8 protein-coding genes are annotated in these 12,166 nt (G+C 72.1%); 2 read left to right on the forward strand and 6 right to left on the reverse strand.

What is annotated here, in order from left to right:
* Positions 1-7 precede the first annotated feature (7 nt).
* Positions 8-2,359 (reverse strand): alpha-L-fucosidase, encoded by a 2,352-nt coding sequence (locus tag QRY02_RS16390; RefSeq protein WP_285992386.1) that lies wholly within the window; start codon positions 2,357-2,359, stop codon positions 8-10.
* A gap of 238 nt (positions 2,360-2,597) precedes the next feature.
* Here QRY02_RS16390 and QRY02_RS16395 point away from each other — a divergent pair, with 238 nt between their 5' ends.
* Together QRY02_RS16395 and QRY02_RS16400 are read left to right on the forward strand one after the other, a co-directional pair.
* Positions 2,598-2,864 carry a hypothetical protein gene (locus tag QRY02_RS16395; protein WP_013227053.1) on the forward strand — a complete coding sequence of 89 codons (267 nt, stop codon included), beginning with the start codon at positions 2,598-2,600 and terminating at the stop codon, positions 2,862-2,864.
* Between the two features lie 416 nt (positions 2,865-3,280).
* The gene (locus tag QRY02_RS16400; RefSeq protein WP_285992387.1) at positions 3,281-4,501 is read left to right on the forward strand and encodes an SGNH/GDSL hydrolase family protein; all 1,221 of its coding nucleotides are present in this window, start codon (positions 3,281-3,283) and stop codon (positions 4,499-4,501) included.
* On the opposite strand, the gene QRY02_RS16405 is transcribed toward QRY02_RS16400, so the two are convergent.
* The 5 genes from QRY02_RS16405 to QRY02_RS16425 are packed head-to-tail and all read right to left on the reverse strand — an operon-like array spanning position 4,459 to position 12,163.
* Positions 4,459-5,766 (reverse strand): MFS transporter, encoded by a 1,308-nt coding sequence (locus QRY02_RS16405; RefSeq protein ID WP_285992388.1) that lies wholly within the window; start codon positions 5,764-5,766, stop codon positions 4,459-4,461. The two genes, QRY02_RS16400 and QRY02_RS16405, sit on opposite strands and share 43 nt — an antisense overlap.
* Positions 5,763-6,320, reverse strand: a complete 558-nt coding sequence (locus tag QRY02_RS16410; protein ID WP_285992389.1) for a GNAT family N-acetyltransferase — start codon at positions 6,318-6,320, stop codon at positions 5,763-5,765. The genes QRY02_RS16405 and QRY02_RS16410 overlap by 4 nt, the downstream gene beginning before the upstream one ends.
* 43 nt (positions 6,321-6,363) lie before the next feature.
* Entirely contained in the window at positions 6,364-11,286 is a 4,923-nt protein-coding gene (locus QRY02_RS16415) for a DUF6531 domain-containing protein (RefSeq protein ID WP_285992390.1), read from the reverse strand.
* Positions 11,280-11,825, reverse strand: coding sequence for a YbaB/EbfC family nucleoid-associated protein (locus tag QRY02_RS16420; RefSeq protein ID WP_285992391.1), 546 nt, complete (start codon positions 11,823-11,825; stop codon positions 11,280-11,282). Before QRY02_RS16420 ends, QRY02_RS16415 begins: the two co-directional genes overlap by 7 nt.
* A complete protein-coding gene (locus QRY02_RS16425) occupies positions 11,822-12,163 on the reverse strand; it encodes a type VII secretion target (RefSeq protein ID WP_285992392.1) in 342 nt (113 codons plus the stop codon). Before QRY02_RS16425 ends, QRY02_RS16420 begins: the two co-directional genes overlap by 4 nt.
* Between the last annotated feature and the right edge of the window lie 3 nt (positions 12,164-12,166).

The raw sequence follows: 12,166 nt of genomic DNA on the forward strand, positions 1-12,166 counted from the left end.
CACAGCGTCAGCTCCAGGCGATCTTGAACACCCAGGTGTAGCGGCCCGCCTGCCGGGCCGCGGCCGGGACGTCGATCACCAGCGAGCCGTTCTCGACCGTCCAGTGCAGGTTCCCGCGGTAGCCGAGCATGCTCACCCGGTCACCGCTGCGGATCGGCACCGGCGCGTCGACGACCACCCGGCTGCCCGGCGCGGTCAACGAGTGCACGTAGAACGCCTCGTTCTGCTTGACCGTGAACCGCAGGTCGCCGAGCTGGGCCATCCTCGACCAGTACGTGGTCCCGTAGATCGCCTCGCCGTTGACCTTCAGCCACGCGCCCGCGTCCCGCAGGTGCTTCCGCATGACGTCCGGGATCGTGCCGTCGAAGTCCGGGCCGATGTCGAGCAGGAAGTTGCCGTTCTTCGAAACGATGTCGACGAGCGTCCGGACGACCTCCTCCGCCGTCATGTACTTGTCGTCGGGGGTGGCGCGGTTGTAGCCGTAGGAGAACGGGTCGAGGCCCCGGCTCGCCTCCCACTTCGCCACCACGGTGTTCGGGTACGTCGTGTACTCCGGCGTCGTGAAGTCGTGGTCCGGGATGCCGCCGCGGTCGTTGTAGGTGACGTCCTTGGGGCGCTTGCGGTTCTTCGCGCGGTTGAAGTACTCGGTGAGCACGGCCCGGCTGTCGTTGACACCCCCGATGTCGAACCACAGGACGTCGGGGTCGAACTCGCGGATCAGCTCGAGGACCTGCGGTGCCTGGTAGTCGCGGACGAAGTCCTTGCCCGCGGTGTAGCCGGTGTAGGGCAGCGGCGCGCCGGTGTAGGGGTTGCGCGGCGCGTGGCCCATCCACGGGTTGTCCGGGTTGAACCATTCCGGCAGCGAGAAGTACAGGCCGTTGCGCAGCTGGGGCGTGTACTTCCGGGAAGCGGTGAACAGCTCCGCGACGACGTTCCGCTTCGGCCCGAGCTTCACGGAGTTGCGGTCGCTGACCTTGGTGTCCCACAACGCGAAGCCGTCGTGGTGCTTGGACGTCAGGACGTAGTACTCCGCGCCCGCGTCCGCGATGAGGTTCAGCCAGGAGCGCGGGTCGAACTTCGCCGCGGTGAAGAGCGGGATGAAGTCGTCGTAGGTGAAGTTCTCGCCGTACTTCTGCCGGTGGTAGGCGTAGGTGGCGCCGTTCGGGTCCTGCTGGTTCTGCCAGTACCACTCCGCGTACTGCTGCCCCACCGGCGCCCACGCGGGCACGGCGTACACGCCCCAGTGGATGAAGATGCCGAACTTGCTGTCGTTGAACCAATAGGGCGCGCGGTGCGTCGAGAGCGACGCGTCGGCCGGCCGGAAGTCGGGGACGCCGAGGGTGATCGGGACCTGCTGGGTGGCGAGCGTGCCGCGGCCGGCGGTGACCCGGATCTGGCCGTTCGTCGTGGTGCCGGGCGGCACGGACGCGTTCGGGGCCAGGCCGAGCCGGACCGTCGCCTGCTCCCCCGGCGCCAGTGCGCGGACGGTCGCGGGCACGGTCGTCCGGCCGCCCGGGACGTCGACGGTGACGCTGATCCGGTCGCCTGCGCCGAGCCACACGGTTCCGGCGTTGACGATGGTCGCCTCGGCGGCCTGCGGGCCGCCGTCGGTCAGCAGGTTCGCCGTCGAACGGCCGTCGAGGATCAGGGCCGAGCGACCCACGGCCACCGGCTGGAGGGTGAGTGCGAAGACGTGCAGGCTGGAGACGTTCGGCGCCGGGTTCGCCGTCGTGGGCAGGGTCAGCGCGACGGCCTCGCGCGCCGGGTCGACCCAGACCTGGCCGATGGCGAGGGAAACCGGGCTGTTGTCGACGACGCCGCCGGGCGCGTAGCGGAACGGCGAGACGAGCGCACCGGTGGCCGTGTACCAGTCGGGCCCGGACAGGGCGCCGGTGCTCGTGCTGCCGTCGGCGTAGTGCACGGTCGCCGTGCCGCCGGTGGCGCCGTAGCTGGCGGCGACCAGGAAGTACGCGACGAAGTAGCGGCCCTTCGGCAGGTCGAGCCGCTGGCCGGTGGCGGCGATGTTGTTCTTCGCCCCGGCGGCCGCGGACCCGAGCTCGAACGGGACACCGCCGGCGGTGACGGTCTGCCCGGCGGGCAGGTGCTCGGCCGGGAAGGTGTAGCCGGACCCGTCGAAGTCACCGCCGGTGGCCGACGCGCTGTCGATGCCGTCGTTCGTGAACCAGGGATCGAGGGCCACCGGGACCGGCGGCGGAGGCGGGACGATCGGGGTGTCGGCCTGGTCGGGGGCGGCGTCCACGGGAATGGCGGCGCCGGCGGGCGTGCGGCCGGCCGCGCTGAGCGCGACGGCACCACCCAGGGCGATGCCCAGAGCTTGACGGCGGGGGAAGGTCGGCACTGAGCCTCCAGGGATCGGATGACTACGGCGGGATTACGGCAGCGTTTGCCCTCAGAAGGCGCATCTGCCGCTGGCGGAACTGATTCATCCGATGAATGAGCCTGCTTGCTGGCTTCTGTCATGTCAAGGGGCCAACCGGCCCGATCGTGGTGAACCGTGCTCGTGTTCGCCGCGTATCCCTAGGTAACGAGCTGCAGCCCTCGCCGTCAGAACCCAGCCGCACCGAAAGGCCAGACCGATGTCCACCGACCCGAACGCGCTGAGCCGCCGCGCGATCGCCATGCTCAAGGCGATCGCCGACGGGCGCGCCGAGCTCCGCTGCAGCTGCGAACCCGACCTCCGCGTGGACGGCCTCTCCTGCTGCGACCAGAACACCGCCCACGACCTCGCCCGTGCCGGGCTGGTCAGAGCCACCCGGCTCGTCGCGCCCGGCCAGTGGGCACCCGCCGAACTGACCGACGCGGGCCACCGCGCCCTGACCGGTTTTCCCGCCGCCGCCGCTTGAGCCTCCCGCTCGGAAAGCCGTGAAGGCCGCCTCCCGGAACCACCCGGGAGCGGCCTTCACGGCTTTCCGGCGCGGCACCCCGGGCCGAGAATCCCCGAAACTGCGCTGAACCACCCCGCACCGGCGGCCGTGCTTTGGGTGAGGGCGTCTCGCACACGCCCTCCGGGGTCACCACGACGCAACGATCCGGGCCAGCCTCCGCCCGATCGGGACCGGGTACCCCGGCGAGCGGCCGTCGCGGCAACGGCCACCTCGCGCGGGCCCGTCCGGCATCCCCAGAATCCCGGACGGGCCCGCCCCGCCCTCAGTGTCACGGCCTGGGTGTCACATTCTGAGTGTTGCTGTCCCGGATCTTGTCCGGTGCCCTCACCTGATCAGCGGTCGCCGCTGCGCGGACCGCGGGCGACCGTGGGGAGATGCGACGTTTCGTGGCCGTGAGCGCGGCCGTCCTGGCGGGAATCGGCCTCCTCACGACGTCCGGCAGCGCGAACCCGGAAAGCGCTGCCCCGGTGCTCGCCCAGCACGCCGTCGGCGGCTGGGTGGGTACGTGGGCCGCGGCGCCCGCGGCGGCCGTGCCGAACACCCCGGACGGCTACCCGGGCTACTCGATCCGCAACGTCGTGCACACCAGCGCCGGCGGCAGCCGCGCCCGCGTCCACCTGTCGAACGCGTTCGGCGCCGCTCCCCTGGCCTTCGGGCACGTGACCGTCGCGGTCCAGGGCACCGGGCCGGACGCCGTGCCGGGCACCCTGCGGTCCCTGGCGTTCGGCGGCGCTCCGAGCGTCGTCGTGCCCGCCGGCGCCGAGGCCTTGAGCGATCCGGTCGACCTCCGGGTCCCGGCCGACGCCAACCTGCTCGTGACGACCTACGTGCCGGCGAAGTCCGGACCGGTGACCTACCACCCGCTCGCGACCCAGACGTCGTACTTCACGCGCAACGGCGACTTCGCGGCCAGTGAGTCCGGCGCGCCGTACACCGAGCAGACGTCGGTGTGGCACTACGTCTCCGGCGTCGACGTCCAGGGCGGAGCGGAAGCCTCCATCGTGGCACTGGGCGACTCGATCACCGACGGCTTCGGGTCGGGCACGGCGGCCAACCACCGCTGGCCGGACTACCTCGCCGACCGGCTGCACGGCCGCTACGGCGTGCTCAACGCCGGCATCAGCGCCAACCGGCTGCTGCTCGACGTGCCCGGCTCCGGCGCCGGCCAGAACGCGCTCTCCCGCTTCGACCGGGACGTCCTGAGCGTCGGCGGCGTGCGGACGCTGATCGTGCTGGAGGGCATCAACGACATCCAGCAGGACCCGCACCAGACCGACCCGGCCGCGATCGCCGCGGCGTACCGCCAGCTGGTCGCGCAGGCGCACGCACGCGGGATCCGGGTGCTCGGCGGCACGCTCACCCCGTTCAAGGGCTGGCGGGTCTACGACGACACCCTCGAAGCGACCCGCCAGGCGGTGAACGCGTTCATCCGCACCGGCGGGGTCTTCGACGCCGTCATCGACTTCGACGCGGCGGTCCGCGACCCGGCCGACCCGCTCCGGATGCTCCCGGCCTACGACTCCGGCGACCACCTTCACCCGGGCGACGCGGGCTACGAGCGGATGGCCGCCGCCGTCCGGCTCGACCGGCTCTGATCCCGGGGGATGAACAGCACCGCGACCAGGCTCAGCACCGCCACCGCCACCAGGTAGAGCGACACCGAAAGCGAAGTGCCGGTGGCTGCCTGCAGCGACACCGCGATCGACGGCGCGAAGGCGCCGCCCAGCACCGCCCCCACGGCGTAGGAGAACGAAGCGCCGCTGTAGCGGTAGCGCGGCTCGAACAGCTCCGCGAACAACGCCGACTGCGGCCCGTAGGTGGCACCGAGGCCGACGTTGAGCACGATCACGGCCACGAGCAGCCACGCCGTCACCCGCGTGTCCACGAGCAGGAAGAACGGGATCGGCCAGACCACCAGGAGCACCGATCCGGCCAGGTACACCGGCTTGCGGCCCACACGATCGGACCACGCGGCCGCGACGAGGATGCTGACCAGCCACGTCACGCTGCCCACGATCACCACGACGAGCAGCGTGGTGCGGTTGATCTTGAGCACCGAGGTGCCGTAGGACAGCAAGTAGGCCAGGAAGATGTAGCCGATGGCGGTGTTGGCGATGAAGCTGCCGGAGGCCACCAGCAGTGCCCGCGGCCGCTCGCGCAGCACGTCGACCATCGGCCGGCTGCTGCGCTCCTCCGCCTCCCGCAACCGCGAGAACACCGGGCTTTCCTCGATCCGCAGCCGGATCACCAGGCCGATGCCGACGAGCACGATGCTCGCCAGGAACGGCACCCGCCAGCCCCACGCGGCGAACTGCGCGTCGGTCAGCGCGCGGCCGAGGACGAAGAACATCAACTGCGCCAGGATCAACCCGGCCGGAACACCGATCTGCGAGAACGCGCCGTACCGGCCACGGCGGTCCTCGGGCGCGTGCTCGACCGCCATCAGCGCCGCGCCGCCCCATTCGCCGCCCGCGCTCAGGCCCTGCAGCAGCCGCAGGACCAGCAGCAGGATGGGCGCCCAGACACCGATCGCGGAGTACGTCGGCAGCAGCCCGACGCCGACGGTGGCCACGCCCATCAGCAGCAGCGACAGCACCAGCATCGCCTTGCGGCCCACGCGGTCGCCGAAGTGGCCCCAGAGGATGCCGCCGACCGGGCGGGCCAGGAACCCGACCCCGAGCGTCGCGAACGCGGCGAGGGTCCCGGAGGCGGGCGACAGCGTCGTGAAGAACAGCTTGCCGAACACCAGCGCCGTCGCCGTGCTGTAGATGAAGTAGTCGTACCACTCGATGGTGGTCCCCACCGCGCTCGCCACGGCGACCCGCCGCAAGGGCCGGGCCGCGACCGCGCGGCCGCTCACGAGCCGGCTAGTGCGGGGTCGGTGGCCGGGACCAGGTCGTCCACGAGCAGGTCCATCAGCAGCCCGTCGTGCCAGTCGCCGTCCGGGCCGCGCTCGTAGGACCGCATCGTGCCGACCGGGCGGAAGCCCAGCGACCGGTAGAGCCGGATCGCCGCCTCGTTGCCGGCCGCGGGGTCGATCACCAGCCGGTGGTGCCCCCGCTCCGTGAACAGGTACTCGGCCAGCGCGCGGATGGCGTCCGAGCCGAGGCCGTGGCCCTGGAAGTCCGGGTGGATCGCGATGTCGATCCCGGCGTGGCGGTACTGCGGGTCGGCCTCTTCGAAGGCGAGTTCGATGCCGACGACAGTGTTCGTCACGTCATCGAGCTCGATGGCGTAGGTCGTGGTGCCTTCGTCGGGGTCCAGCAGATAGGACACCTGGGCGGCCACCGGCTCCTCGGCGTCGGCCCACCAGCGGGCGACTTCGGGGTGCGACAGGATCTCCTCGAACCGGGCGGCGTCCGGGGCGGCAGCTGGCCGCAGCCGGACACGGCTTCCGGTGATCAGGCCGGTCATCAGCCCAGTGTCGACCCCCGGAAGCCGTCTGTCGAGCCGGGTTTCAGCGGCCGTTCCAGACCAGACCCTGTCCGCTGAAGTCCTGTCCCTTCGTCCCCTTCGTCCACACCTTGCCGTCCGGCGTGGTGAACACGCCCGTGACCGTGTCCATCTTCGTGCCGACCGGCGGCAGCTCGGGCAGCTTCGACATGCCGTTGCGGGCCATCTTGTCCAGGGCCGCCTGGTCGATGCCGGTGTACTCGGCCTTGATCACCAGGTGGTCGCGGATCGACTGCTCGAACGGGTTCTTCGAGTTCGGGAACTTGACGTCGGGGCTGACCTCCACGTGGTACTTGATGCCGATCCCGTCGAGCCCCTCCCGCTTCCAGGCGTCGCTGTTCGCCCGGCCGATCAGTTCCTTGACGCTGTTTTCGATGCCGTTCTTGTGCGCGCTGTTGGCCTTGGTGGTCAGCGGCGTCATGTTGCTCGACGTGCCCGGCCCGCCGATGTTGTCGTTCTCCAGGTGTCCCTTGACCCACTTCGCCTTCGGGTTGATGCCGTTGTCGGCCAGGTACTTCTGCAGTTCGGGCGTGAGCTGCTTGTTCGTGGCCGCCTTGTTGAGGTCCTCGACGTCGGTGAGGTGCCCCTTCTGCGGCGGGTTCCGGGCGTTGTTGGAGTCGCCCTTGCCGTACGGGCGGTCGCCGTCCCAGCGGCCGCCCTGGGTCCCGCCGCCCTGCTTCGTGCTGCGGCCCGGCCCCGACCCGGACGTCTTCGGCTTCTTCGACGGCTGGCCGAGCTGTCCCGGGCCGTGCCCGCCGCCCGGTCGCTTCGGCGGCCGCGAGCCGCCCGCGCCGCCGCTGAGCGGCTTGCCGCACGGCGCCGTCAGCATCAGGCCCAGCGGGTCGGCGCCGACCAGCGGGTTCGGCACGTAGCCCGCCGGGTTCGGCGCCGGGCCGAGGCCCAGCGGGTCCTGGCTGAGGTACCGCCCGGTGACCGGGTCGTAGTAGCGGTAGACGTTGTAGTGCAGGCCGGTCTCGGGGTCGGCGTACTGCCCGGGGAACCGCAGCGGCGTGCCCCCGGCCGTGACGACCTTGCCCCACAGGCCCGACCGCGCCCGCCAGGTCAGCGTGCCACCGGGCGCCACCAGCTCCGCGGGCGCGCCGATCTGGTCGGTGACCACGGCCTGCAGCCGCCGGGTGCCGTCCACCAGCTCGGCCTGGACGAGCGGCCGGTCGTCCCCGGGGTGCCGCTCCCAGGTCAGCACCCGCCGCCGGCCCTCGGCGTCGGTGTGCACCTGCTCGACGAGCTGCGTGTCGGCCCACACGAAGTCGACGCGCTCGGCGACGCGGGCGTCGGCGGTCAGCCGCAGCTTCGCGATCCGGCGGCCGAGCGGGTCGTAGCGGTAGCGCCACTGGGTGCCGTCCGGGGTGCGCACGCCGATCAGCCGGTCGACCGCGTCCCAGGTGAACGTCCAGGTCAGGACGCCACCGGGGATCTGCACGTGCCGGGCGACCAGCCGGCCCTGCGCGTCGTGGGCGTACGCCACCGCGCCCGCGCCGGTCAGGGTGTTGGCGGCGTAGCCGCGGGAGCCCACCTCCGCGTCGACCGGCCAGGGCCCGTCCACCGCGGTCTCGGTGAGGTTGCCCGCCGCGTCGTAGCGGAAGTTCTCGCGGTGGTCGGCGGCCGCGACCTCGACGACCCGCCCGGCCGCGTCGTAGCGGTACTGCGTGACGCCGGTCAGCGCGTCCGTGACCGCGGCGAGCGAGCCGTCCGCGCGGTACTCGTACCGCCGCTGCTGCACGGTCCCGGCGCCGGGGGTGGCGACGACCTGGCCGGTCAGCCGGTCGCCCGCGTCGAACGTCTGGGCCAGCTCCAGCGCGCCGTCCACCGAGCGGCGCAGCTCGCGGCCGGCCGCGTCGTGCTGGAACCGGACCGCGTGCCCGGCGAAGGCGAGCGCCGCCGGGTGCCCCGCCGCGTCCTGCGTCCAGTGGCTGTCCACTCCGGACGGTGTGCGCCGCGCGAGCACGGTCCCGTCGTCGGCGTAGGAGAACAGGACGCTGCGTCCGTCGACGGTCTCCCGCAGCACCCGGCCGTCCGCGTCCCGCTCGAACTCGAGCACGACGTCGTCGCCGGTCGCCCGCACGAGCCGGCCCATGGGGTCGTAGGCGTACGTGGTGATCCCGGTCGGCGTCTGCCGCCGGACGACGTTGCCGAGCGCGTCGTGGGTGTAGTCGACCGCTTCGCCGAGCCCGTTGACCGACCGCACCAGCTGCCCGGCCGCGTCGTAGGTGAACCGCAGCACCCGGCCGTCGAAGTCGCGTTCCTCGACCAGCCTGCCCGCCGCGTCGTACCGGTAGTGCCAGGTCAGGCCGAGGGGGTTGGTGACGGAGGTCAGGCGCAGCTCGGTGTCGTAGCCGTACACCGTGCGGGCGCCGGTGGCGTCGACGCTCGCGGTCCGCAGCCCGAACGGGCCGTATTCGGCGCGCTCGACCGCCCCCACCGGGTCGACGTGCTCGATCTCGTTGCCTTCGGCGTCGTAGCGCCACTGCTCGCGTTCGCCGGTCCGGCCGGTGCGCGCGGCGCGCAGGCCTTCCACCGTCCAGTCGAAGCGCACCTGGCCGCCGAAGACGTCGGTGCGCACCCGCGGCCTGCCGAACAGGTCGCGGTGGTCCTCGCCGCCGTCCTCCGGCTGCTCGAGCAGCCGCTCGTAGTCGAACTCGCCCGCGACCCCGATCTGCTCGGTGGCCAGGTCGGGCACGCCTTCGCCGAGTTCGCCCGCGTACTCCCGGTTCCACGTCCGCTCGCCGTCGGTGAAGCTGGCGAACAGCGGCTGGGCGGGGTCCACGTTGAGGTCCACGGTGGACCCGTCGGGCCGGGTGACCGTGGTGGGCCTGCCGAAGGCGTCGTAGGTGTAGGTCGTCGTGCGGCCCAGCGGGTCGGTGCGCGAAAGCAGCCGGTCGTACCGGTCGTGGACGTATTCGGTCACCGCGCCCAGCGGGTCGGTCTCGCGCACCACCTGGTTCAGCGCGTTCAGCTCGAACGTCGAGGTGTGGCCCAGGGAGTCGGTGTGCCGGGTGACGCCGGGCTCGTACGCGAAGCTCCCGTCCAGGTAGCCCTGGTCGCCGACGGTGCGGACGCAGCGGCCCGCCTGGTCGTAGACGTAGCGGTACCAGGCGCCGTTGCGGTCCTGCCAGCCGGTGATCCGGCCGTCGGTGTCGTAGTCGAACCGCATCGGGCGGCCCGACGAGTTCACGACGGCGGCGAGCCGGCCGCGGTCGTCGTAGTCGAACGAGGTGACCGGCACGGTCAACGTCCCGGCGGCGTCGACGACCGTCAGCTCGCGCAGGCGGCCGCCTTGGATGCGCAGGTCGACGCGGTACCCGTCGGAATGGCGCCAGGAAACCGGCCGGCCGTCCCCGTCGTGGGTGACGGCGATCGTGCGCCCGTCCCCGCCTTCGATCCCGGTCAGCGGCAGGACGCGCACGCCCCGCGCCGGGGCGGGCCCGGACGGCGCGGCGAAGGTCAGGGTCCGCCGCTGCGCCGGGTCGTCCAGGACGTAGGCGCCGGTCTCCTCGTCGATCGCCAGCGTCCAGCGCGGCCCCTCGAGCGGGAACACCGGATCGGCCCCGCGCACCGGCAGGGGGTAGACGAGGATCATCCCGTCCGGGGAGAAGTAGCAGGCGTGCTCGTCGTCCAGCTCCAGTCGCTGGTCCACTGTGGACGCCCAAGAGGCGCCGAACAGCCTGCCCGCGCGGTAGGAGGACACGTGGGTGCGCTCCAGCACGAGCGCCAGCGGCCCCGGGAAGTCGACGTCCGCCTGGGCGAGCACCATCTCGCCGGTCGCGACGTCGATCGGGTCGGACTTGCAGACCCGGTCGTCGGCGCCGACCCCGCGATCGCGCGGGGTGTCCGGCTTGTTCGACGAGGGGCTCGTGGTGTCGGGGCTCTTGCCGCCGCCGCCCTTGCCCGCGCCCGAGGGCGTGGTCGAGCCGTTCGGGGTCGGGTCGGGGCTCTTCGGGGGGTCGTCGGGTCCCTTCGGGGCCGGGGCCGGGTCGGTCTTGGGCGGTGCGTCGGGGCCGCCTTTGGCTCCGGACGCGGTGGTGCTGTCGTCGCCCTTGGGCGGCGGGTCGGTCTTCGGGGGCGGTGCGTCCGGGCCGCCCTTGCCCTTGGGACCACCGATGTCCTTGGGACCGCTCTTGATGTCGGCGTGCTTCGGCGGCGGCGCGGCCTTACCCGGCTTGATGTTGCGCAACGCCTTCGCCGCGTCCGCGAACAGATCACCCGCCCGCTTCAGCAGCGGAACCAGCGCCTTCAACGCCGTCACCAGCCGCTTGACCAGGTCGGCGATCTTCGACGCGGTCTTCGCGACCGCGTTGATCACCTGCGGCACGACCCAGGTCAGGCCGATGCCGAGGGTGAACAGCACCTGCAGCGCCCAGCTGATCAGGTGCCCGACCAGTTCGGCGATGATGTCCCGGACCAGGGCGCGGACCGCGGCGACGACCTCACCGGCGGTTTTCACCCCGCTGGAAGCGCCTTCACAGCCCTTCTGCGCGGTTTCCAGGAGCGTCACGGTGTCCTGCGCGCGCTGGCGGTAGGTGTCCGCGGCGTTCCCGGTCCAGGACACGGTGTCGGCCTTCACCATGCCGGTGAGGTCTTCGCCGATGCTGCCGAGCTCGGTGGCGACGTTCTTCCACGTCTCGGATTGCGCCGCGATCTCGTCGGCGTTGCCGGTGAGGCCGTTCAGGGCTTCCTTGAGCGGGCCGACGTGTTCCATGAGCCAGCCGACCCCGGCGGCGAGGATCGCGCCGAACGGGTCCATCGCCATCGACAACGCGTCCAGCGCCGTCCCGACCGAACCCAGCGCGACCGACGCCCAGTCCCCGCTCTCGATGGCCGACTTCAGGTCGTTCGCCGACTCCAGCAGCGAAATGCCCGAATACGCCTTCGTGGAATCCTTCGTCTCCGCGACCAGCGGATTCACCACGGATTGTTGTCCTCATCATCAGCAGCGGCGGGCCGGCGCGGCGGCGTCGGCGGGGTTCCGGGGGCGGGCGGCACGGCCGCGCCACCCGTGGGGGCCGGCGGCACCGGAGCGGGCGGGACGGGCGGCTGCTCGTCCGGTTCGTCCGGATCGGGGAACCGGCCGCGCAGGGAGTCGAGCAGCGCGCCGCGGGTTTCCCGGTCCTCGTCGCCGAGCTGCTCGGCCATCACGCCGGCGACGCGGTCGGCGATGCCGGACTGCGCCCGGCGCATCGTCGTCAGGATCTGCCGCGACAGCTCTTCGAGGGGGAACGACTTGACCTTGTTCGAGAACGTCAGGTCGGTGACGGTGCCGTCCGCGCCGACGGTCACGCTGACCGCGCCGTCGGAGCTGGTCGCGGTCAGCCGCAGCCGTTCGGTCTGCTCCTGCGCCGCCTGGTAGCGCTGCGCCTTCGCCGCGAACCCGGCCGCCCAGTCGTCCATCCGGCGGATCGTCTCGTCGGGGTCCCGCATCAGGTCACCCAGCCCGTTGGGCCCGGTCATGACCGCACCTTCTCTTCCGTGCGCGAAGACGACGCGAGCTGACGCTCGAACGGCTGCGCGTTGCCCTCTTCGCCTTCCCGGTAGGACTTCGCGGCGGACGTGACATTGTCGGCCAGCCCGCGCACGCCTTCCACCGACGCCGTCAGCGCGTCCTTCGCCTGCTCACCCGTCGGCCGGATGATCGGCGGGAGAAACGCGCACAGCAGTCCGTAGGCGTGGTCGGACATCGCCGTGTCGGCCGCCGAGCTCGCCGTGTTGAGCCGGTCCACCAGGCTCTCGACGTGACTCGCGTGCGCGACCAGGTCATCCGGTTCGACCTCGAAGCCGGGGGCCGTCATGCC

The organism is Amycolatopsis sp. DG1A-15b (assembly GCF_030285645.1).
GTDB lineage: Bacteria > Actinomycetota > Actinomycetes > Mycobacteriales > Pseudonocardiaceae > Amycolatopsis.

What these genes read in the sequence shown, in the direction of transcription:
- QRY02_RS16395 (WP_013227053.1), top strand. Translation starts at nt 2,598, where the DNA reads ATGTCCACCGACCCGAACGCGCTGAGCCGCCGCGCGATCGCCATGCTC.
- QRY02_RS16400 (WP_285992387.1), top strand. Translation starts at nt 3,281, where the DNA reads ATGCGACGTTTCGTGGCCGTGAGCGCGGCCGTCCTGGCGGGAATCGGC.
- QRY02_RS16410 (WP_285992389.1), bottom strand. Translation starts at nt 6,320, where the DNA reads ATGACCGGCCTGATCACCGGAAGCCGTGTCCGGCTGCGGCCAGCTGCC.
- QRY02_RS16420 (WP_285992391.1), bottom strand. Translation starts at nt 11,825, where the DNA reads ATGACCGGGCCCAACGGGCTGGGTGACCTGATGCGGGACCCCGACGAG.
- QRY02_RS16425 (WP_285992392.1), bottom strand. Translation starts at nt 12,163, where the DNA reads ATGACGGCCCCCGGCTTCGAGGTCGAACCGGATGACCTGGTCGCGCAC.